Origin of the sequence: Flagellimonas myxillae (genome assembly GCF_023502235.1) — a bacterium.
Taxonomy (GTDB): domain Bacteria; phylum Bacteroidota; class Bacteroidia; order Flavobacteriales; family Flavobacteriaceae; genus Flagellimonas; species Flagellimonas myxillae.
The window spans coordinates 1038347-1061832 of record NZ_JAMFLY010000001.1; the positions used below are offsets into that span (position 1 = coordinate 1038347).

Consider the following 23486-nt stretch of genomic DNA (forward strand, 5'->3'; position numbering starts at 1 on the left):
ATAAAAAACCAAAAATGACAAATTATTTTAATACACTGTCGCTACGGGATCAGTTAACACAATTAGGAAAATGTAGGTTTATGGAAGCCGGTGAATTTGCCGATGGAGTAACCGCATTGAAAGGTAAGAAGATTGTGATTGTGGGCTGTGGAGCGCAAGGACTTAACCAAGGTCTCAATATGAGGGATTCCGGATTGGACATCTCCTATGCATTGCGGGAAGCGGCCATCAAAGAACAAAGACAGTCTTTCAAAAATGCCAAGGAAAACAATTTTACTGTAGGCACCTATGAGGAACTGATTCCATCCGCCGACTTGGTGATCAACCTTACCCCGGACAAACAGCACACCAACGTGGTTAGTGCCGTTATGCCTCTGATGAAACAAGGTGCCACGCTTTCTTATTCCCACGGGTTCAATATTGTAGAAGAAGGTATGCAGGTTAGGGAGGATTTGACTGTGATCATGGTGGCTCCTAAAAGTCCAGGTTCGGAAGTACGTGAGGAATACAAAAGAGGTTTCGGGGTACCGACCTTGATTGCCGTTCACCCAGAAAACGACCCTGAGGGTAAAGGATTGGAGCAGGCCAAGGCGTATGCAGCGGGAACAGGTGGACACAGAGCGGGAGTTTTGGAATCTTCTTTTGTTGCCGAAGTAAAATCGGATTTGATGGGAGAGCAAACCATTCTGTGCGGTTTGTTGCAAACTGGTTCCATCCTGTCTTTCAATAAAATGTTGGAAAAAGGAGTGGACGCCGGTTACGCGTCCAAATTGATTCAATTTGGTTGGGAAACCATTACCGAAGGATTGAAACATGGTGGCGTTACCAACATGATGGATCGTTTGTCCAATCCTGCCAAGATTAAGGCGTACGATTTGGCCGAGGAGCTTAAGGATATTATGCGTCCCTTGTTCCAAAAACACCAAGATGATATTATGAGCGGACATTTCTCCAAAACCATGATGGAAGATTGGGCCAATGGGGATAAAAACCTATTGACTTGGAGAGCCGCTACTGGAGAAACCGCATTTGAAAAGACTCCTGCCGGAGATTTTGAGATTTCCGAGCAAGAATACTATGACAATGGTGTGTTGATGGTCGCTTTTGTAAAATCAGGGGTAGAGTTGGCCTATGAAACCATGACTGAATCTGGAATTATTGGAGAGTCTGCTTATTACGAATCCTTGCATGAGACGCCATTGATTGCGAACACCATTGCCAGAAAGAAATTGTTTGAAATGAACCGAGTGATTTCTGATACGGCCGAATACGGATGTTATCTGTTTGATCATGCCTGTAAGCCTCTTTTGGAGGATTTCATGAAGGGCATCGACACCGATGTTATTGGAACCCATTATGGAAAAGGGAAGGACAATGGTGTTGACAATGTGAAGCTGATTGCCGTGAACAAGGCTTTGCGCGAGCACCCTGTAGAGATTGTAGGGACAAGATTGCGTGAATCCATGACCGCCATGAAGCCAATCGTTTAATGGAATACTCCACTATGGAGTAATGTAATAAGGGTGTTTTTCTATGAAAAGCAGCACAAGGACAAATAGAACAAAGGGGGCGCAGGATGTGCCCCCTTACTTTCCTCAGCTAGAAGATATTCAGCGGGCTGCCAAGGTTATTGAGCCGGTTGCCGGAGAAACCCCATTGCAACCAAGTATCCGACTATCCAAACAACTTGGGGCCAACATCCTGCTAAAACGGGAGGATTTGCAACGGGTGCGCAGCTATAAAATTAGGGGTGCCTTTAATAAAATCAGTGCGCTGACCAAACAAGAGTTGGACAATGGTGTGGTTTGTGCCAGCGCGGGAAACCATGCCCAAGGCGTGGCCTTTGCATGTCATCATTTGGGAGTACGGGGCACTATTTTTATGCCAGTAGTGACCCCAAAACAGAAGATTGACCAAACCAAAATGTTTGGAGGGGATTGGGTCGAAGTTGTTTTGGAAGGAGATACCTTTGATGACTCCTACAAGGCCTCCAGGGAATTTTGCGAGATGGAAAAGAAGGTTTTTGTCCACCCGTTTGATGACCCCAAAACCATTGAGGGGCAGGCTACCATTGGTTTGGAACTCCTTAAACAAACCCAAGAACCCATAGATTATGTTTTTGTGGCCGTGGGCGGAGGAGGATTGGCTTCTGGTTTGTGTGCCGTGTTTAAGCAGCTTTCCTCGCAGACCAAGATTATTGGGATTGAGCCCGAAGGCGCACCCTCCATGCGAAAATCCATAGAAAAAGGAGCGCTTGTTGAACTCTCTAACATTGACAAGTTTATAGACGGAGCCGCTGTGCAGAAGGTTGGTGCATATACCTTTCCAATTTGCCGAGATCATTTATACAAAATGGAAACTGTCCCTGAGGGCAAGGTCTGCCAGTCCATTCTGGAACTGTACAACCGCGACGCCATTGTGGTGGAGCCTGCCGGGGCCTTGACCATAGCTGCCTTGGAAAATTTCAGGGATGAAATAACAGGTAAAAATGTGGTCTGTGTGATCAGTGGCAGTAACAACGACATAACCCGTACTGCAGAAATAAAAGAAAGGGCATTGCTCTATGGAAACCTAAAGCATTATTTCATTGTTCGGTTCCCGCAACGCCCAGGCGCACTAAAGGAATTTGTGGCGGATATTTTAGGACCAACGGACGACATCACACATTTTGAGTATTCCAAAAAATCCAGCCGCGAAAATGCACCTGCAGTGGTGGGGATTGAGCTGAAATCCCCAGAAGACCTTGATCCATTGATAGCACGAATGAAGGCCAATAACTTCTTTGGGGACTATCTAAACGATAAACCTGACCTTTTCCAATATTTGGTATAGCTTACCAAATTATGCTTCCGCTTTGTTGAAGTGCTTGTTGATAACCGCTCCGTAACCGACGAGCAGGGCAAAGGCGACCGCCACGCAGATATAAGATATGTTCACGCTAGCCAAATCCACGATAAGGCCTTGAATAGGATTCATTATGCCAATGGCAATAATGGCCATGATCAGTCCAGAAGCTCCCACCTTGGCTTCTTCCTCCGAAAGTCCTTCGAGACCAAGACCGTAAATCGTTGGAAAAAGGAGTCCGGCACACCCACACATTACCACAAGCATATACCCCCCAAAATTACCGGGGAACACAACGGCAATTGTCGTGGCAATCGTCGCTATGAACGCCAAAATGGCCAATAGATTGGCAGGTTTGATGACCTTCATAAGCCCGGTGCAAACAAATCGCATTATGGCAAAAACGATGACCCCGTAAAACAAAATGTCACCCGCATCACCAGTACCGATTAAACTTCCATCATCCAACTTGTAATTTTCCTTTAGATAGGGAATAGTAAAGGCAAAGGTTCCGAATTGGGCGCACATGGCGGCGAAAAGGGCGGCAACCGATAGTATGTACCTCTTCTTTTTAAGGATTCGTCTATAAATGGCAAAAAAGTCCTCCTGGGATTCATTTTCACTTGCTTGAAAACGCGGCATTTTGTTCAGCATGAAAACAACAAAAAAGATGGCGGCGATAATGGCAATATATATGTAGGGTTTTGCTAGAATGGCCAGCTCCTGGGTTTGCAAATTAGCCAATTCCTGTGTGCCCATGCTAGCCTTTTCTGCATCATCCGCTAGGTTTTTCAGAATGAAGTTGGTCGCAATAAAAGTTCCTGTCAATTGGCCAATAGGGTTGAAGGACTGTGCCAAATTAAGACGTCGAACTGAGGTTGCTTCGTCCCCCATAGCGATGATATAGGGATTGGCCGCTGTCTCCAAAAATGAAAGCCCGGCGGCCAACGTGAACAATGCGGTTAAAAAGAACCAATATTGCTGCTTGATACTTGCCGGGAAAAAGAGGAACGACCCTGCTGCAAACAGAAAAATGCCCACCAATAAGGTGGTTTTATAGCTTGTTTTTTTGACCAGCAAGGCCGCCGGTATGGCCCATACGAAGTAGGACCCATAGAATGCGGACTGTACCAACGAAGCCTGAAAAGTGGACATATCCGTAAAAATGTCCTTAAAAGCAGCAATTAGGGGTTCGGTCATGTTATTGGGAACTCCCCAGGCAAAAAATAATACGGTGACTAAGATAAAGGGCAGGATGGGGGTGTTGGACAAAATGCCCGATGCTTGTTTTTGCATAAGAGGTTTTTTTGGTTGGTTGGTTTGATTGATTTGGATGAAAAAATAATAAAAATAAACGATGGGGCGAAGCTTCCGGAAAAAGAAAAACAGTTTAGGAGTGTGGCATTAAATTTCCATATCGGAAATAAAATGCAAAAGTGTCATTATTGGGAATTCATTGTAAGCTTTGAGATGCAATATTTATGTTTTTTGGAACCTTTCTTACAACAATATGTGCTTTGTTTTTGATAATTGTGTCTACGTAAACGTTTTCGTTGTTATCCCTTTGTAAACTAGGCGTTTTCCTAGCAATTTTGTTATAGATTTGTTGTTTGTTTCGCTAACGAAACTAACTTAAATCGAAGTCATGGCATCAAAAAAAGCAATACCAGAAGCACTACAGATAACATCGGAAATACATCAAAAAACATATTTGGTAAATGGGGAACTCCGCGAATGGAAGGGTGAAAACTCCCAGGTGATTTCCACCATCTCGTCTACCGATGAATACGCCCACACAATTTTGGGGAGCATCCCGGATATGGGGGAGAAAGAAGCCATAGAAGCATTGGATGCTGCCTTGGGTGCTTACAATCAAGGTCAGGGCATTTGGCCAACCATGAAGGTAAAGGACCGGATTGAATGTATGGAAACCTTCGTGAAAAAAATGGAGGAAAAACGAGAGGAAGTGGTAAAGCTGTTGATGTGGGAAATTGGCAAGTCCATGCCGGACTCCTACAAGGAATTTGACCGGACGGTGGAGTATATTTATGACACTATAGAGGATTACAAACAGCTGGATAGGAACTCGGCCAAGTTTTCCAAACACGATGGGGTCTACGCGCATATTCGCCGAGGGCCTTTGGGCGTGGTGTTGTGTTTGGGACCCTACAACTATCCGTTGAATGAAACTTTCGCGCTATTGATTCCCGCCATTATTATGGGGAATACCACCATATTTAAACCGGCCAAGCATGGGGTGCTACTGATAACCCCGTTGTTGGAGGCATTTCAGAGCAGTTTTCCGAAAGGGGTGGTGAACATTCTTTTTGGAAGGGGCAGGGCAGTAGCGGCACCTATCATGAAAACAGGCAAGGTCGATGTCCTGGCTTTGATCGGCAATAGTAAATCGGCCAATGCACTCCAGGATCAACACCCAAAAAGTAACCGATTGCGATTGGTATTGGGTCTGGAAGCCAAAAACCCTGCGATTATCCTACCGGATGCCGATTTGGATTTAACCATAAACGAATGCATTGCCGGGACACTTTCCTTTAACGGACAGCGTTGTACCGCCTTGAAAGTGGTGTATGTACATGAGGATGTAAAGGACCAATTTTTAAAACGATTCTCGGAGAAAGTGGACGCTTTAAAATTTGGTAACCCATGGGATGAGGGGGCTAAGTTGACCCCGCTTCCGGAACCAGGTAAACCGGATTACATTCAAGAGTTGTTGGATGATGCCAAAGCCAAAGGAGCCAAAGTAAAGAACAAAAAGGGAGGGAAGCGTTCCGATAATTATATCTGGCCCGCGGTACTTTATCCAGTGACCAAGGATATGCGGGTGTATGAAGAAGAACAGTTTGGCCCAATAATTCCGGTGGTATCCTTTATGGATATTGAAGAGCCCTTGAACGATATGGCAGAGTCCAACTACGGGCAGCAGGTAAGTTTATTTGGGAAAGATGTATATACGCTCTCTCCGCTTATTGACACTTTAGCCAATTTGGTATGTCGCGTAAACTTGAATAGTTCCTGCCAACGAGGCCCGGATGTGTATCCCTTTACCGGAAGAAAAGATTCGGCCCAATCGACCTTAAGCGTTCATGATGCCCTAAGATCTTTCTCTGTGCGGACTTTCGTGGCCTTTAAGGACAATGAGTTGAACAACGAGACTATTGAGCAATTGTTGGAAGCGAAGGTCAGCAATTTCTTGAGTACGGATTATATTCTTTAGACATTAGACATTAGACATTAGATGTGAGATGCCTGATGTCAGATGTTGGATGTTGGATGTTTGGATTGGACTTGATGGGTAAAAGGTAAATGGTATGCGGGGTTGATTTTGATTTTTGAGTTTGAACTCGAGTTTAATCACCTGTTTTCTTCATCCAAAACCGTGGTGTTTCTTTTTAGATAGGTCAGAACCAAGAAACATAGGCCTGATACCACAAACGTAAAAAGAAAGAAGTAGTTAAAAACATATTTTTGGTTCGTCAATTCTCCGATAATATCAAAAAGAGAAAATATGAGGAACAAGGCGAAAAAGCCATTTTTCTCTTGTTTCAATACTTTTTTCCAACTAAATGGCATCACAGGTTTTTGATATGCCCTGAAATCTGGAACAAAGGCCGGTACTTTTCTTGCCCAATACAGATAGGCAGTTCCAAACTTCTTTCTTAAAAATTGCTCTTCTGCAAACATGATGCGTTCGTAGTACACCCAAAAAAAGAAGCAAAATGCCACCACAAACCAAAAGTTTCCTGTAAGAAGGGCTGGACCCAACCACATAAAAAAGTTTCCTAGGTATAAGGGGTGCCGGATCAAGGAGTAAAGCCCGGAGGTATTCAACCTATCGGCAATTTGACCCTTAACGTTTCTGCCGGACGTGTTCTTGGCGGAGTAACCGATGGTGTATACTCGTATGAAAAGACCAAAGAGTCCGACCAAAAGGCAACAAATCTCGTAGTAAAACTCATAAACTGTGCCCCTAAGGAAGAATGTTTCGGGGTAGATTTCAGAATACAAATAGAGGGTCATCCCTACCAACAAAATTAGTAGCGGTAAAAAACCCCTGCGCTGAAACAACCAAATCCCCTGTTTTTCAAATTCCTCTTGTAATGCCATTTTTTTCTTTTGACCCAAGTTGGTGTGGATGTAAACTTTCACCCATTTATGTTTGTCAAAGTAAGGTGGCCCTTGATTAAGAAGTACTGTCAATTGACAGATGCCCCTTTTGAATTGACGGATAGGTTGTTAGACTTGAGATATGAGATTTAAGATTTAAGATGTCAGATTTAGGATGCAAGATGAGGGATATTAGATGCCGCGTCGTCGATGTTTAGATTTTTTGGATTGTTAGATGCTAGATGTTGGATGCCGCGTACTAGATGGTTGGATTATTGGATTGTTTGATAATTAGTCTTGAATCTTGATTCTTGTTTCATTGTTCTTGGCGTCTATTATAACACTTGAACTTGAACTTGAACTTGAGTTTTAAGTTTGAGCTTCTCGTCTATTTTCAAAATAAAAAAGCCCCAGGGAATCCCCAGGGCTTAAAATAGTAGAAGAATTTTATCTAAATATTGGCAGCCAACCAATCTCCAACTTCACTGGTTTTGTAGGCTTTTCCCCCATCGGCCAAGTCTTCGGTGACCACACCTTCGGCCAACGATTTGTTCACAACATCCCGAATGGCCTGAGCCTCCTCTGCAAGATTCATGTCCTCAAACATCATGGCTGCAGAAAGTACGGTGGCCAATGGATTGGCAATGTCTTTACCTGCTGCTTGCGGATATGATCCATGGATAGGCTCGTAAAGGGATACTTCACTTCCTACGGATGAAGAAGGCATTAATCCCATTGAACCTGATATAACTGAAGCTTCGTCGGTTAGAATATCTCCAAATAGGTTGGCGGTAATGATTACGTCGTAGCCTTTGGGCCATTGAATTAATCGCATGGCAACAGCGTCCACAAATTCATAGGAAACTTCGACATCCGGATATTCCTTTTCCAATGCCTGAACGGTTTCCCTCCAAAGTCTTGAGGCCTCCAGGACGTTGGCCTTATCCACACAGCAAAGTTTCTTGCCTCGTTTTAACGCCATTTCAAATCCTTTGCGCGCCAATCGCTCCACTTCAAAGCGCTGGTAGGTCATGGTGTCAAAAGCAGTATCGCCATTGTCTTTTCTTCCGCGTTCGCCAAAATAGACACCTCCGGTCAATTCCCTGAGGATAATGAGGTCAGTCCCCTCAATACGGTCTCTTTTTAATGGAGATTTATCAATAAGGGATGGGAAGGTAAAAGTCGGCCTCACGTTGGCAAACAGTCCCAATTTTTGACGCATTTTTAGCAATCCTTGCTCTGGGCGAACCTTGGCCGATGGGTCATTGTCGAATCTCGGATGACCGATGGCACCAAAAAGTACAGCATCAGCGTTGGCGCAGACATCGTGGGTTTTATCGGGATAGGGTTCACCTACGGCGTCAATCGCCGCTGCTCCGGTCAATGCTGGGGTCCAGCTAATTTCATGGTTGAATTTTTTCGCAATTGCATCGGATACTTTTACAGCTTGGTCAATCACTTCGGGACCTATTCCATCTCCGGCTAAAAGGGCAATATTCAGTTTCATATATTGATTCTTGGTTTTCAGCTAACAGCTAAAAGCTAGCAGTTATTGGTTACTCAAATATTTTTGTCTTGATTCCTGCATCTCTTGGTCTTGACTCTATTAAAAGAGATTTAGCATTTTTTCCGTGGCCTTGATGGCGGATACTGTTTGGTCCGAATCCAAACCACGGGTGGTAAAATCCTTTTCCTCCGTTTGCCAGGTGATTATGGTCTCGCAAAGCGCATCGGAATTACTTCCCGGAGGTATACGAACCATATAATCCACTAATTTGGGAAGTTCTACCTTTTCTTTTTGATAAACTTTTTTCAAAGCATTGATAAAAGCGTCAAATTGCCCATCCCCTTGTGCGTTTTCTTCATAGGTCTTGCCGTCAATCTCAATGGCTAGGGTAGTGGAGGGTTTTAAACCTTTGGAGTGGGTCAGTACGTACGACTTAACAAACACACGTTGTTGGAGATGTCCTGAGTCCAAAACATCGGAAATGATGTAGGGAAGATCATCCTTGGTCACCCTTTCTTTTTTATCCCCCAGTTCAATGATGCGTTCAGTGACCTTTTTCAACTCTTCGTCATTCAAGGTCAGTCCCAATTCTTGCAGGTTCTTCTGAATATTGGCTTTACCGGAGGTTTTGCCAAGGGCATATTTGCGTTTTCTTCCAAATCGCTCTGGCAATAAATCATTAAAGTATAAGTTCTTTTTACTATCTCCATCTGCATGTATACCAGCAGTTTGAGTAAATACATTGTCACCAACGATTGGTTTGTTATCTGGAATGCCAAAACCGGTAAATGTACTCACCAACTTGCTCACTTGGTATAAGGAGGATTCTTTGACACCGATAGAAATCTCCGGCATAAAATCGTTGATTACGGCCACTACGCTGGCCAAGGGGGCATTGCCTGCTCGTTCTCCCATTCCATTTACGGTAAGATGAAGTCCGTGGCAACCTGCTTTTAAGGCCTCCATAACGTTGGCGACGCTAAGGTCATAATCATTATGTCCATGAAAATCGAAGTGGGAATCCGGGTATTTATTGACGATTTGACTTAAAAAATCAAAGGCTTCCTGGTGCGTTAACACCCCTAAGGTGTCCGGAAGCAAGATTCTCTTTACGGGTTGTGTCACCAAAAAATCCAAATACTGGAACACATATTCTGGAGAATTGCGCATGCCATTGCTCCAATCTTCTAGATAAACATTGGTGGTAATACCTAGGGATTCGGCTTTGGCAATAACCTCCTCAATATCCTTAAAATGCTGTTCGGGTGTTTTCTTAAGTTGATGGGTGAGGTGGTTTAAAGAACCTTTGGTAAGCAAGTTCTGTACTTTGGCACCCGTTTGCACCATCCAATCGAGCGAAACGCCTTTATCTACGAAAGTCAGGACTTCAACGCGCGACAAATGCCCTTCAGATTCGGCCCATTCGGTGATGTTTTTAACGGCATCGAATTCCCCGTCCGAAACCCTAGCGGAAGCAACCTCAATGCGGTCCACTTGCAATTCTTCCAATAAAAGCTTGGCAAGCGTCAGCTTCTCCGAAGAGGAAAAGGATACCCCGGAGGTCTGCTCACCATCCCGAAGGGTGGTGTCCATAATTTCAACGGTCCTTTGGGCCATAGGTACCTTTCTTATTATAGTTTGAAACAAATTTCACAGAAGGACGCCAATTTCACGAATTAAAAGAATTTAAAGTGGTGTATTTTGAGCGAATTTCTCAATGTTGCTTTTGATGTTCAACAAATAGTCAATATCATCAAACCCGTTCGAAAGGTTTCCTTTTTTGTAGTCGTTGATGGCAAAGTTCTCCTGTTCCCCAGATTCCACTAGCGTAATGGTCTGCTTCGGTAAATTTACCTCCAATTGGGTATTGGGGTCAGCCTCAATGGCCTTGAAGATTTTGTCCAAAAACTCTGGGCTCACCTGCACGGGAAGCACCCCAATATTAAGGCAGTTGTTTCGGAAAATATCCGCGAAGAAACTGGAGACCACACAGCGGAAACCATAGTCGTAGACCGCCCAGGCCGCATGTTCCCGCGAAGAACCGGAACCGAAGTTTTTACCGCCCACCAAGATTTTTCCACTGTAGATGGGGTTGTTCAGGACAAATTGTTCTTTTGGGGTATTGTCCGGGTTGTACCTCCAATCCCTAAAAAGATTGTCTCCAAACCCTTTTCGTTCCGTGGCTTTTAGGAACCTTGCTGGTATAATTTGGTCCGTGTCCACATTCTCTATGGGAAGCGGGACGGCTGAACTTGTTAGTATGTCGAATTTATCGTATGCCATTATTTTTCAATTTTCGATGACCAATAATCAATGGTCGAATGGGTTATGCTTCTTGTAGTTCCAATAATTCCCTAGGGTCGGTTACCTTACCCGTAACTGCAGCTGCGGCCGCAACCAATGGACTTGCCAATAGGGTGCGAGCACCAGGACCTTGTCTTCCTTCAAAGTTCCGGTTGGAGGTACTCACAGCATATTTCCCTGCTGGAATCTTATCGTCGTTCATCGCCAAACAGGCTGAACATCCGGGTTCGCGCAACTCGAATCCGGCATCTTGCAAAATTTCCAAAATACCTTCTTCCTTAATGGCTTCTTCCACCTTGTGGGAACCAGGAACCAACCAAGCCGTTACATTGTCGGCTTTTCTTCTTCCTTTTATGATGGAGGCAAATGCCCTAAAATCCTCAATTCTTCCGTTGGTACAGCTACCAAGGAAAACAAAATCGATGGGTTTTCCAATCATGGAGTCACCTTCATTGAATTCCATATAGGCCAAGGATTTTTTATAGGTGGCGGCACCGCCTTCCACGGCTTCCGCCAAAGGAATATCGTTTTGGATTCCCATGCCCATCCCTGGATTGGTACCATAGGTAATCATGGGCTCTATTTCTGCAGCACTAAAGGTAAGTTCCTTGTCAAAGCTTGCATCATCATCCGTATACAGTGTTTCCCAATACGTCATTGCCTTGTTCCAATCGGCACCTTTCGGAGCAAATTCCCTTCCTTGTACATAGTCAAAAGTCTGCTGGTCTGGAGCTATCATACCTCCACGGGCACCCATTTCTATACTCAGGTTACACACAGTCATCCTTCCTTCCATGGACATATTTTGGAACACATCCCCGGCATACTCCACAAAATAACCCGTTGCGCCGGAGGTGGTCAACTTGGAAATGATGAACAAAGCCACATCTTTTGGGGTAACGGCCTTGCTCAATTCCCCATTAATGTTGATCCGCATGCTCTTTGGCTTGGGCTGCATAATACATTGGGTGGAAAGTACCATTTCTACCTCGCTGGTTCCAATACCAAAAGCAATGGCTCCAAAAGCACCGTGAGTAGAAGTGTGGGAATCCCCGCAAACAATGGTAGCTCCAGGAACTGTGATTCCGTTCTCCGGCCCGATTACGTGTACAATCCCATTTTTCTCATGCCCAAGGCCCCAATAAGGAATATTATGTGCCTTGGAATTCTCTTCCAACGCTTTTAATTGGTTGGCCGATAATTCATCCTTTACCGGTAAATGTTGGTTAATGGTTGGCGTGTTATGGTCCGCTGTGGCAAATGTGCGTTCTGGATAAAGCACGTTTATACCTCGGTTCTTTAATCCTAGAAAGGCTACTGGACTGGTTACTTCATGCACCAAATGCCTATCAATGAACAATACATCGGGACCATTTTCAATGCGTTGTACGACATGCGAGTCCCATACTTTGTCAAATAGTGTTTTACCCATCGTAAACTTCAATAATTTTAAGCTTGTAAATTTAAAATATGAAATACAAAAGCTTGATTTTTACTTCGGAAAATTACGATGTTCAAGCTTAGTTTTGGGCAAACAATCCAAAGGATTAAGGATGAGTTTTGTTTTGAAACAAAAACCAGTTCGAATGTTGATCTAGGCCTAATAAAAATCCGAATATTCCTGCAAAACACAAAAGGTAAAGGGGGTTCCCGACCTTGCGTTACCTTTAATTGCCCATGTAAAAACTGCTATGGATTGGCAATGAGTGAATTAGGGTAAACATCTGAAATTTAACACGTTTGCACGTATTTTAACAAAGCTGTAACGCTATAGGAGCGATGAGCTTTCTACTTTAGGGACTCAACCTAAAAAGTTTATTCATTAACACATCAAAGACGAACAAATGAAAAAAAGTTACACGGCCATTTCGGCCTTATTTCTCGTTGCTGCATTTTGTATTTCCACGAGTAGCTATGCACAGCTTACCTTTCTTCCACGTGGTAGCCAGATGGCCAAGGTGTCACAGCGAATCGGGACTACAGATGTTTCCGTTGTTTATTCCAGACCCAGTGTCAACGACCGGGAAATTTGGGGTGCCTTGGTACCCTACGGTATGAACAATTTGGGTTTTGGCACTGCTTCCGAGTCACCTTGGAGGGCCGGAGCCAATGAAAATACCATATTCAAGACTACCCACGATCTCACCATTGGCGGCAAAACCTTGGCTGCTGGTAAATATGGTCTGCACATGATTGTCAATGAGGACAACACCTCCACCATTATCTTTTCCAAAAACCATGGAGCATGGGGAAGTTATTTTTACGAGCCTTCGGAAGATGCCCTTCGCGTGGACGTGGAAACCAAAGAAGTTGCACACGTGGAACAGCTTACCTTCAACTTTAACGAGGTGGATGCGACATCTGCCGTTGTAGCATTGAGTTGGGCAAAAAAGCAGATTCCGTTTAAAGTAGAGGTCAAGGTCACCGACAATGTACTGGCTAGAATCCGACAAGAATTACAGACTTCACCTGGATTTACAAGGCAATCCTGGGAGCAAGCTGCGAATTATGCCCAAAATAATGGAGGAGATCTTGACGAAGCCCTAGGTTGGGTGGATGCCGCCATTGCAGGACAGTTCTTTAGCCAAAAGACCTTTAACAATCTGAGCATCAAATCACAGATTTTAACCAAGCAAGGCAAAACAGGCGAGGCCAAAGCTTTGATGGATGAAGCGCTGCCTTTGGGCACCGTGTTCCAAGTTCATGGCTATGGAAGACAGCTTATCGGGCAAGGTAAGACCGCCGAAGCACTTGAGGTATTCAAATGGAATGCTAAAAATCACAAAGGCACATGGCCAGTGCACTACGGACTGGCAAGAGGTTATTCTGCTTTAGGAGATAATAAATCCACAGTGAAGCATTTGAAAATGGCTTTGGAAAATGCACCCGCCCAAGTAAACAGGGATAGGGTACAGGCCAATTTGGACAAAGCAGAAAAAGGAGAGGGAATCAACTAGACCTGTTTTATATATTGGAGTTAAATTGGAATGCCCGGCGAAAGTCGGGCATTTAACTTATATATTCCCACAGGTCGTTTCCTTTTGACATAACGGAATAAGCTGTCCGGATGGGCAGATTTTCCGGTTTTTCAAGACCTGGGTCATTTTTTAAGAGTTGGATAGCGTGGAACCTTGCCGTCTGAAGCACCTGATTGTCTTTTACAATATCCGCGATCTTTAAATTCAGAAGTCCACTTTGTTGGGTACCCATCAAATCTCCTGGCCCTCGAAGTTTTAGGTCGACCTCCGCGATTTCAAACCCATCATTGGTTCTGGTCATGGTATGCAATCTGGTTTTTGCATCTTCGGAAAGCTTATTGCCGGTCATAAGAATACAGTAACTCTGCTCCGCACCCCTACCTACGCGACCACGCAATTGATGCAACTGGGAAAGCCCAAATCGTTCAGCACTTTCAATGATCATTACTGAGGCATTGGGAACGTTGACCCCCACCTCGATTACCGTAGTGGCCACCATTATGTGGGTCTCTCCGCGAACAAAGCGGTCCATTTCATAATCCTTATCTGCAGGTTTCATTTTTCCGTGGACGATGGAAATTTGATATTCAGGAAGGGGAAAATCCCGGGCGATGCTTTCATATCCATCCATTAGATCCTTATAATCCAATGCCTCGGATTCCTTTATCAGCGGATAAACAATATATACCTGCCTCCCTTTTTTGATTTCATCTTTGATGAACTGAAATACTTTGAGCCGATTGCCATCGAACCGATGGACCGTTTTAACGGGCTTTCTGCCCGGAGGTAACTCGTCTATCACCGACACATCCAAATCTCCATAAAGACTCATGGCCAAGGTACGCGGAATTGGGGTAGCGGTCATGACCAATACATGGGGTGGAATTTCATTTTTATGCCAAAGCTTGGAGCGTTGGGCCACTCCAAATCTATGCTGTTCATCTATTATGGCCAGACCCAGGTTCTTGAACTGAACTTTGTCCTCCAAAACGGCATGGGTACCTACCAAAATTTTAAGATTCCCATTTTCTAGCTGATTATGCAATAAAGTACGTTCCGATTTTTTGGTGGAGCCGGTCAGTAACGCAATGCGTATATCCATTTTCCCCAGCAATTCCTTAAGTCCATTATAATGTTGATTGGCCAAGATTTCGGTTGGGGCCATCAAACAGGCTTGATAGCCATTGTCAATGGCCAAAAGTGCAGTCATTAAGGCAACTATGGTTTTACCAGAACCGACATCACCCTGGAGCAAACGGTTCATTTGGGCTTTACTGCCCAAATCGTTGCGAATTTCCTTAATGACCTTTTTTTGGGCGTTGGTCAATTCAAATGGAAGATGATTGCTAAAAAACGAATTGAAGTTATCCCCGACCTGATCAAAGGGCAATCCTTTTATTTTATGCTTCCTGATTATCTTTTTGGAAATCAATCTGAGCTGAACGAAAAACAACTCTTCAAACTTGAGTCGAAATTGGGCCTTGGCCAACAAATCTTGACTTTTTGGAAAATGAATGTTCAGTAGAGCATCACTTTTAGAAATCAGCCGTAAATCATCTAGCAGCGTAGGGGAGAGTGATTCTTGAAACATGCCTTTGGAATCCAACAATAGTTGCTGCACCATTTTACTGACCACGCGATTGGTTATCCCTTTTGCACTGAGTTTTTCGGTGGATGGATAAATAGGTTGCATGGCAATTTTAAGACCGCGCTGGTGCTCGGTCAACAATTCCATTTCGGGGTGTGGCATGGAAAAAGTACTGCCATACCGATTGGTACGCCCAAAAACCACGTAGGTCTCATTGAGTTTTAGATTTTCCCGAATCCACTTATGGCCCCGGAACCACACCAGCTCCATTTCGCCAGTATCATCCATAAAACGGGCCACTAACCGCTTACCCCTTTTTTGCTCCACGGTTTTTATATGGACGATCTTCCCTATTACCTGAACATCGGCACCGCTGGATTGTAATTGGGCGATTTTGTAGTACTGGGTTCTGTCCAGGTACCGGTTGGGAAACAAATGCAGTAAATCCTTATAAGTTTCAATGCCTAGCTCCGTTCTCAATGTTTCAGCCCTGTTGGGGCCAACACCTTTGAGATATGGTATTGGAGTTTGGAGAAAATTGGGATTCATCAAACTAAAATATGTATTTTGGAAAGACTTTTGTGATACCCTTGCTATGAAGTCCACAGTTGTCCTTGTTTTTTTCTTTTTAGCTTTTTCCTGCCTGGGGGTAATGGGGCAATCCGGGATTGATTTCACAAGCTTGAGTGTGGAGATAATCCCCGTTCCTGAACGCAATGAAATCCATGGCCAAGGGGTTTACACTTTTGACGTTCAGAAAAATGTGGATTCTGTTATTTTGGATGCCAAAAAAATGACCTTTTCCAAATTTACTTTGAATGGAAAAGGAATACCCTATAATAATTCCGGGAGCAAGGTGTCTTTTAAGGCACCCAAGAAGATGGGCGAATATAATCTAAGCTTTCATTATGTGGCCAATCCAGGTCAGACGGTCTACTTTTTGGGCTGGAAGGACAGTTTGGACGGAAACGAACAAATTTGGACACAAGGGCAAGGGAAATACACCAGTCATTGGCTACCCAGTTTCGATGACATGACTGAAAAGGTGGAGTTTGACCTCAATTTTGTTTTTGATAAGGATTATGAGGTCATAGCCAACGGCAAATTGGTTCAGAAATCAATTTTGTCCAATGGTCAAGCACATTGGTCCTTTGATATGCAAAATCCCATGAGCAGTTATTTGATTGGTTTTGCCATAGGAAAGTTCAAGAAAGACGGATTTTATTCGAATTCCAATGTCCTAAACGAAAACTACTATCACTACAAAGACAGTCTCAAAGCAGAACCCACATATCGCTATTCAAAACAGATTTTCGACTTCTTGGAAGAGGAAATTGGAGTACCCTATCCCTGGCAAAATTACAAACAGATTCCGGTGCAGGACTTTCTGTATGCAGGCATGGAAAATACGGGAGCCACCATCTTTTCCAACACTTTTGTGGTAGATTCCATTGCTTTTGTAGACAGGAATTATGTAAATGTCAATGCCCATGAAATGGCTCATCAGTGGTTTGGGAATTTGGTTACCGAGCAAAGTGGGAAACACCATTGGTTGCACGAGGGCTTCGCCACCTACTACGCCTATCTGGCGGAAAAAGAAATTTTTGGAGAAGATTATTTTTATTGGCGCCTACTGGAAACGGCTAAAGCACTGGATAATTTTTCTGGGGATGGCAATGGTGAGGCGTTGACCAACGCAAGTGCAGGCAGCCTTACCTTTTATGAAAAGGGGGCATGGGCCTTGGTCATGTTACGGAATAGAGTGGGGGATGAAGCTTTTAAGGATGGAATCAAAAACTACCTGAACAAATTTGCATACCAAAATGTGACCATACCCGATTTTATGTGGGAAATGGAGAAGGTTTCGGGGATGAAGCTTTCAGGTTTTGAGGAGCAATGGTTGCAGGAATCCGAATTCCCGTTTGAAGTGGTTAAAGGCTATTTAAGAGCAAAGAGTCCAAGCATCAAAACGTATTTTGAAATTAAGGATTTGATTGCAAAAGAGACTGTAGGAGTCCAGCAAGCTATTGAAAGTAAATGGGATACCTTATTATCCGAACGCTTGAAGCAGCAATTAATTCTTGATTATGGGGATAAATTATCCGCTGCTTTTTTGGGGAAATTGTTAAATGAAGAAAAGCTAAAAGTGCGACAAGCGGCGGCGCTTTCCATGAAGAGAATACCCGAAGAAATACAAAGCGATTTTGAATCCTTGTTAGCGGACAAGAGTTACAAGACCATTGAAGCCGCATTATTTAGATTATGGACCGATTTCCCAGAAAATCAGAAAAAATATCTGGACCAAACCCGTACCATAATCGGCTTTCCCAATAAAAATGTGCGGATTCTTTGGTTGACCTTGGCCTTGGTAACCCCTGATTACGAAGCCGGGTCTAAGCGAGGGTTTTTCGAGGAGTTGAGTGGATACACGGGCACGGAGTATCATTTTGAAACTAGGATGCTAGCTTTCCAATTTCTAAAGAGCATTGGGGCATTCAACGATGCAACGCTCAAGAACCTGATTCAGGCCTGTAACCATCATGTCTGGCACTTTAAAAAATCATCTCGAAAAATGCTCAAGGAATTTTTAAAAGGAGAGGGAAACAACGCCCGGGTCAGGGCTTTATACCCGACCTTGAATGTGGAACAACAGCAATATTTGGATAAAACATTGGGCAAATGAGAGCATTGGTGATTTCAGGTGGCGGTAGTAAGGGAGCCTTTGCAGGTGGGGTGGCCCAGTTTCTCATTGAGGAGGCCAATCATCGATACGACCTGTTTGTGGGGACTTCTACCGGGAGCCTGTTGATTTCCCATCTGGCCTTGAACAAATTGGATAAAATCAAGACCATTTATTCCTCCGTGAACCAAGACAGTATCTTCAACAACTGTCCCTTCATTATAAAAAAAAAGCATGGGGTAGAGCTTATATCCATTAACCACTGGAACGTTCTCAAGAATTTTATCCGTGGAAAAAAAACCTTTGGGGAAAGTGAAAACTTACGGGAACTTATTCGGGAGTCCATTACCCTAGAGGAGTTCGAGGAGTTAAAGCAAGGCAATACCGATGTAGTGGTAACCGTTTCCAACCTTTCGCTCAATCAAGTGGAGTACAAATCCATTAACGATTGCACCTACGAGGAATTCTGCGATTGGATTTGGATTTCATCCAACTACGCTCCCTTCATGAGCATTGCCCGGCGAAATGGATGTGAATATGCTGATGGAGGTTTGGGCTCCTTGGTCCCTATAGAGGCTGCCTTGAAACGGGGCGCCACTGAAGTAGACGTTGTGGTATTACATACCGAGGTCAACTATTTGAACCGTATGCCGGCCCGGAATCCCTTTGAACTGATTACCACCATCTTCAGTTTTATGTTGGACAGGATTGAAAACCAAAACATCCGAATTGGAAAGCTCGTGGCCAATCAAAAGGATGCCATCATCAATTTTTATTACACACCAACTGTGCTCACTACAAACTCCTTGATTTTTAATAAGGAGCGAATGACCCTTTGGTGGAAAAGAGGCTATTTATATGCCAAAAACAAAAACGAGGAAACCAGCCCTATAGATCCAGACCGCCAAGAGTAGGCTACCAAAGATCGCTCACTTCATTTTTTATAAAGGCGAGTGCCGTTGCAGAAGGGGATTGTTTGTCCATGGTCTGGTTTAAAATGTCTTCCCGCAGCTTGTCAGGAGAATCCGTTTCGCTCATTCCTGCAGATCTAATAATCTGGATGGTAGCGTTTTTAGCTGCTTTAATAATGTTCCAACATTCATCCGACATATAAATTTGCTGGGACAGATTGTGCTCAAATTCGGTCTCTATCTGCTTAATGAGTAGATTTTCGTAGTCACTCTTGTTTTTGCCCTTGGGTGCCACACGGACCACTAAGCTATTGATGGAAATGCGCTCCAAAAACAGCACCATGCGCTCATAAGCTTGAAGTCTAATGGGCAAGGTGTCCTTTTGGGAATCTTTATGAAGCAAAAAGCGCCTGCGTCCATCTTCATTGCGGGTATGCAAACGGAAAAAGTAGAAAGCCACGGCTCCTGTTACTACAGCAGGAAGCAAAAAGCCGAAAAGTTGAAAAATGTCGTCTCCAGTCATGAGATAGTTTGGTTTTGGATATTATGCTTTGGAAGATAACGCATTTAATTTCCAAAAAGTATGTTCGTCCAAACCACTTATTTTTTTGGTTCAGGTCCCATCACAATCGACAATGTGCCCCCATTTTTGATATCGGAATGAGAGAAGAACAAGCTTGTGAGTTCCACATCGTTTAAGGTGGCAGATTGTACATACTTGTTTTTAGGGCTATTGTTTTGGGTCACAATCGTGAAGATATTTCCATTTTCCAATGGAATTTTCACCTTGTCGAAAAGAGGCCTGCTTATCACATATTTCGGATTTCCTGGGGCAACTTGATAAAAACCCATGGCATTGAGGACATACCAAGCAGACATTTGACCACAATCTTCGTTACCAATTATACCATCGGGTTGGGTGGTATAGAACTCCTTCAAAATTTTGTCCACCAATTCTTGTGTTTTCCAAGCTTGGTCCGCGTAGGTATACATGTGGGCGATGTGGTGACTTGGCTCGTTTCCGTGGGCATATTGGCCAATCAATCCAGTGATGTCGCCGCTAACGTTTTCCCCTTCAATTACAGAGGATGTTGTGAATAAACTATCCAGCTTTATCGCGAACTGTTTCTTCCCCCCGTAGAGTTGTGCAAAGCCATCGATATCGTGTGGCACAAACCAAGTCCACTGCCATGCATTGCCCTCCACATAATCGGAATGATCATGATCTGAATGTCTTGGGCTAAAGGGTTCACGCCAGGTTCCATCGGCATTTTTTCCGCGCATAAAACCGGTTTGTGGGTCAAAATAGTGTTGATAGTTTAGCCCCCGTTGCTGGAATTCCCCTGCTACGGAATCCTTGCCGACTGCTTGGGCAATTTGAGCGACACACCAGTCGTAATAGGCATTTTCAAGCCCATAGGAAACAGAATTGGCAATTTCATCAGAAGGAATATGCCGCCCTTCATTGATGTATTTGTTGTGTAATGACATGACTCGTTCTTTTCGAGGCTCATCCGTACTCTTGACCAGGTCGGGGCGGTACGATGCACTGGTGATGGCCGCTTGCAAAGCCAATTCTTGATCAATACCAGGAAGATTTTTTGATAGGGCATCGGCAATGTTGGCAACAGCTGGATATCCTACCATGGTGCCGGTGTAATTCGAGGCCAATGGCCATTTGGGCAGCAATCCGCCTTCCTCATACTTCAGTAATAAATTGTTGACATAGTCAATGGATTTGGGTTCATCAATGATGGTCATTAATGGATGTAATGCCCTAAATGTATCCCATAAAGAGTAGACGGTATAGTTGGTCTCGCCATTTTTGGCTTGATGGATTTCCTTGTCCATGCCCCTATATCTTCCATCCACATCTTGATGTATGGCGGGAGCGATCATGCTGTGGTACAGGGAAGTATAAAAAGTGGTGAGTACATTTTTATCGGCCGTTTGTACTTGGATTCGTTCCAACTCCCTTTTCCATCGATCCTTGGTTTTGGAAACCACGGCATCGAAATCCCAATCAGACAATTCAGTTTCCAAATTGGTCTGGCCCCCGTGTGCATCAACCGCTGATATTCCCACCTTGATCATTAGCGGTTCATCATTGGCAAGTGCGGGAAACTCCAATATGGAATATATATTCTTTCCGTTGTAGCTCGTTGCGCTGTTCTCTGTGGTTTCTCCATCAATGATGACCTCATCAAGTGAAAAAGGACTGGAGAATTTAGCGTAGAAATATACCTTGTGGTCGAAAGCCCAACCCTGGGAATGCTTTAGCCCTCGAATGGTGCTGTCGTTAACAATTTCCATGGTGTTGACAACATTGCTATGTCCCCAGGTTTCTTGGAGAATATGCCCAATATCAAGCAAAAGCCTCTTTTTTTGGTTTGCACCATAATGGTATTTGTGCAAGCCCGCGCGGTCCGTTACCGCTAAATGGGCCTCCACATCATAGTTGCTAAATTTGACGGAATAGGTACCAACCTCTGCCTGTTCATCCGACTTGTTGAAATAAGCCACGGGTTTTGCTGCTGTTTCCCCGGTAAAGGGAAGCATCAATACATCGCCCATATCACCAATGCCCGTACCGCTTAGGTGGGTGTGGGAGAATCCGTAAATGGTACTGTCCCCAAAGTGGTATCCACTGGAGGCATCCCATCCATTCAATTTTGTGTCTGGGCCTAGTTGCATCATTCCATGGGGGTTGACCGGACCTGGAAAGGTATGCCCGTGAAATCCAGTGCCGATAAATGGATCTACATAGCTCAAAACATTGATTGCATTTTCGTCTTTCTGTTTTTGAACCGAATTGCAGCCATAAAGAATTGAAAACAGAATAAATAAAGAAATACGCTTCATGAAAGTGTAGTTTGACGGATAGGTAAAGTGATTAGGTCAAGATAATCTTGATTTCCCGGAGTTTTCCATTTAAATCGACCAATGACGTATTAGAGCTAACCAGTACAGAGGTTGGATAGGTTTAAAAATGGGGTTCGAAAGCGATTATTGCGGTTTCCAACCCTTTTATCAATATGGAATTCGGGCTAATTTTTACTGTTTTGCAACAAGTCTAGGTCAATATCCTCGGAATAATTAAAGTATCCCATTAATGTTCCATCTGGACCTATAACCAGCGTTTTCGGGTACCTTAAAATTTTAAATTTACTGCCAAATCGATGGGCATTTGCGACAACCTTAAAATTGGAATTGGGAACTGAGAATACTCGTTGGGCCCTGTCTTTATCCCAATAAAAAAGGGCAACAGCCTCTACCGCTTCTCCCTTGCTTTTAAAGGCATTGATTTTTTCATCCAATTCCAGGAGTTCATGCTTTTTGAACATAAAATCCTCCGGGTATCCCTCAAAACGCAGGATTATCCATTTTCCTCTTAATTTTTCGGAAGCGATTTCCGTTCCTGTTGTCGTTTTGAAAACGAATTCTGGGAATATACCTCCTGTTGGGGTGCGTCCCATGGTGGTCGCTGGCCCCATATTTTTATTTGGATTGAACCAAAAACTCTCAAGCTTCCCATATTTGTCATATACGTGTTCTACATGTACATTGGGATTTGAGCGAATCAATTGGTTCAACTCTTCTTGACTCATCGGTTCCCCTGTCAAGATGTTAAATGAATTTTCTGAAGTCACCGGGTAATTTTCCCCATCTACCTTGATAAATCGAGTCTTGGAAAGCATTTTTTGCCCCAACATCGGGACAACGGTCAAGCTAAAAACAACCAAGCAAATGACTAAGATAGTCGGTCCTCGATTCATTGCATACTTTTCAGATCGGACTTTGCCTTGTCGTAAAACCCTTTGTAGTCAGGTTGAAGACTAAGGGAGATACCTTCCTTAAAATTGCCATCCTTGACAGAAATTGCCACCTTCTCCAGCGGGATACCATGGGTAGTGACCATGTCTTTGGCAATAACTGTGGCTTGATCGTAGGTGATACCGAACTCCCCGGTAATATTCAGTCCTTCCACTTGGGCCGTTAGCCCGGGACTGGCTAAAAGTACCTTGGAAACCTGGGCGACCCAAGTTTTGCCTTCATCAGTCAATTCCAAACCAGTATCAGAGCCGAACAATTTGGACAAACTCATGGAAAGGATAACAGCACCCTCCGATACATTGGCATTGGCATTTTCTCCCATGGTTTGCTTAATACGGGTCAGCAAAACAATGGAGGTAGAATCACTGGAGGCTATCATATCAGATATGTTGCTCAATTGCTTCTCCTTTCGCTCAAGGGCAGCCAGGGTTTTGTTTACGTTCTCGCTATTCTTTTTGGAAAGCTCGGAGAAACTGCTCAAGTTTTTGAGAAGGGTGGCATTGGCATCCCTAAGGCCAACGTTTTCAGTTTCCAAGGCTTCCGCTTTGGCATTCGTGGATGAAATATTCCTTTTGGCTTCCAGCAGTTGTTGCTGTACATCACCAAGTTGGGTCTCCAAATCGTCAATTTGTTCAAATAGCTCGCTCTTTTTTTGGGAAAACCCAGTGGCGGTAACAATCAAACATAACAAAAGAAGTAATTGTTTCTTCATAAG

The 23486-nt window shown here is 43.9% G+C and carries 17 protein-coding genes; 6 read left to right on the forward strand and 11 right to left on the reverse strand.

The annotated features are described in order from the left end of the window. The first annotated feature begins 14 nt into the window (after window positions 1–14). Both ilvC and ilvA read left to right on the forward strand, forming a co-directional pair. Window positions 15–1490 carry a ketol-acid reductoisomerase gene (gene ilvC / locus M3P07_RS04810; protein ID WP_249968756.1) on the forward strand — a complete coding sequence of 492 codons (1476 nt, stop codon included), beginning with the start codon at window positions 15–17 and terminating at the stop codon, window positions 1488–1490. 43 nt (window positions 1491–1533) lie between these two features. After that, window positions 1534–2832, forward strand: a complete 1299-nt coding sequence (gene ilvA / locus M3P07_RS04815; protein ID WP_249968757.1) for a threonine ammonia-lyase — start codon at window positions 1534–1536, stop codon at window positions 2830–2832. Between the two features lie 9 nt (window positions 2833–2841). Here ilvA and fucP read toward each other — a convergent pair whose 3' ends face one another. After that, entirely contained in the window at window positions 2842–4140 is a 1299-nt protein-coding gene (gene fucP / locus M3P07_RS04820) for an L-fucose:H+ symporter permease (protein ID WP_249968758.1), read from the reverse strand. A gap of 349 nt (window positions 4141–4489) precedes the next feature. Between fucP and M3P07_RS04825 the strand changes: the two genes are divergently transcribed. Continuing rightward, entirely contained in the window at window positions 4490–6079 is a 1590-nt protein-coding gene (locus tag M3P07_RS04825; protein WP_249968759.1) for an NADP-dependent glyceraldehyde-3-phosphate dehydrogenase, read from the forward strand. Between the two features lie 137 nt (window positions 6080–6216). On the opposite strand, the gene M3P07_RS04830 is transcribed toward M3P07_RS04825, so the two are convergent. The 5 genes from M3P07_RS04830 to leuC all read right to left on the reverse strand — a co-directional run bounded on the left by M3P07_RS04830 (window position 6217) and on the right by leuC (window position 12212). Further along, window positions 6217–7011, reverse strand: coding sequence for a methyltransferase (locus tag M3P07_RS04830; RefSeq protein WP_249968760.1), 795 nt, complete (start codon window positions 7009–7011; stop codon window positions 6217–6219). Between the two features lie 409 nt (window positions 7012–7420). Then, entirely contained in the window at window positions 7421–8476 is a 1056-nt protein-coding gene (gene leuB, locus M3P07_RS04835; RefSeq protein WP_249968761.1) for a 3-isopropylmalate dehydrogenase, read from the reverse strand. Between the two features lie 99 nt (window positions 8477–8575). After that, window positions 8576–10093, reverse strand: coding sequence for an alpha-isopropylmalate synthase regulatory domain-containing protein (locus M3P07_RS04840; RefSeq protein WP_249968762.1), 1518 nt, complete (start codon window positions 10091–10093; stop codon window positions 8576–8578). 69 nt (window positions 10094–10162) lie between these two features. Then, window positions 10163–10759 (reverse strand): 3-isopropylmalate dehydratase small subunit, encoded by a 597-nt coding sequence (gene leuD, locus M3P07_RS04845; RefSeq protein ID WP_249968763.1) that lies wholly within the window; start codon window positions 10757–10759, stop codon window positions 10163–10165. Window positions 10760–10802: 43 nt separating this feature from the next. Further along, window positions 10803–12212 carry a 3-isopropylmalate dehydratase large subunit gene (gene leuC, locus M3P07_RS04850; RefSeq protein ID WP_249968764.1) on the reverse strand — a complete coding sequence of 470 codons (1410 nt, stop codon included), beginning with the start codon at window positions 12210–12212 and terminating at the stop codon, window positions 10803–10805. 412 nt (window positions 12213–12624) lie between these two features. On the opposite strand from leuC, the gene M3P07_RS04855 reads away from it, so the two are divergent. Continuing rightward, window positions 12625–13737, forward strand: a complete 1113-nt coding sequence (locus tag M3P07_RS04855; protein ID WP_249968765.1) for a DUF2911 domain-containing protein — start codon at window positions 12625–12627, stop codon at window positions 13735–13737. 52 nt (window positions 13738–13789) lie between these two features. Here M3P07_RS04855 and recG read toward each other — a convergent pair whose 3' ends face one another. Further along, on the reverse strand, window positions 13790–15895 hold the full coding sequence (gene recG / locus M3P07_RS04860) for an ATP-dependent DNA helicase RecG (protein ID WP_249968766.1): 2106 nt from the start codon (window positions 15893–15895) through the stop codon (window positions 13790–13792). On the opposite strand from recG, the gene M3P07_RS04865 reads away from it, so the two are divergent. Both M3P07_RS04865 and M3P07_RS04870 read left to right on the forward strand, forming a co-directional pair. Continuing rightward, entirely contained in the window at window positions 15807–18029 is a 2223-nt protein-coding gene (locus M3P07_RS04865; protein ID WP_249968767.1) for a M1 family metallopeptidase, read from the forward strand. The genes recG and M3P07_RS04865 overlap by 89 nt on opposite strands. Further along, window positions 18026–18940 carry a patatin-like phospholipase family protein gene (locus M3P07_RS04870; RefSeq protein WP_249968768.1) on the forward strand — a complete coding sequence of 305 codons (915 nt, stop codon included), beginning with the start codon at window positions 18026–18028 and terminating at the stop codon, window positions 18938–18940. Before M3P07_RS04865 ends, M3P07_RS04870 begins: the two co-directional genes overlap by 4 nt. Window position 18941: 1 nt before the next feature. Here the strand turns inward: M3P07_RS04870 and M3P07_RS04875 are convergent, their stop codons facing one another. From M3P07_RS04875 to M3P07_RS04890, 4 genes are all read right to left on the reverse strand, one after another. Next, a complete protein-coding gene (locus M3P07_RS04875) occupies window positions 18942–19460 on the reverse strand; it encodes a DUF7935 family protein (protein WP_249968769.1) in 519 nt (172 codons plus the stop codon). 77 nt (window positions 19461–19537) lie between these two features. After that, complete coding sequence (locus M3P07_RS04880) at window positions 19538–21799, reverse strand: GH92 family glycosyl hydrolase (protein WP_249968770.1); 2262 nt, start codon at window positions 21797–21799, stop codon at window positions 19538–19540. Between the two features lie 185 nt (window positions 21800–21984). Next, window positions 21985–22635, reverse strand: a complete 651-nt coding sequence (locus M3P07_RS04885) for a peroxiredoxin family protein (protein WP_249968771.1) — start codon at window positions 22633–22635, stop codon at window positions 21985–21987. Window positions 22636–22709: 74 nt separating this feature from the next. After that, on the reverse strand, window positions 22710–23483 hold the full coding sequence (locus M3P07_RS04890) for a hypothetical protein (protein ID WP_249968772.1): 774 nt from the start codon (window positions 23481–23483) through the stop codon (window positions 22710–22712). Window positions 23484–23486: the final 3 nt, after the last annotated feature.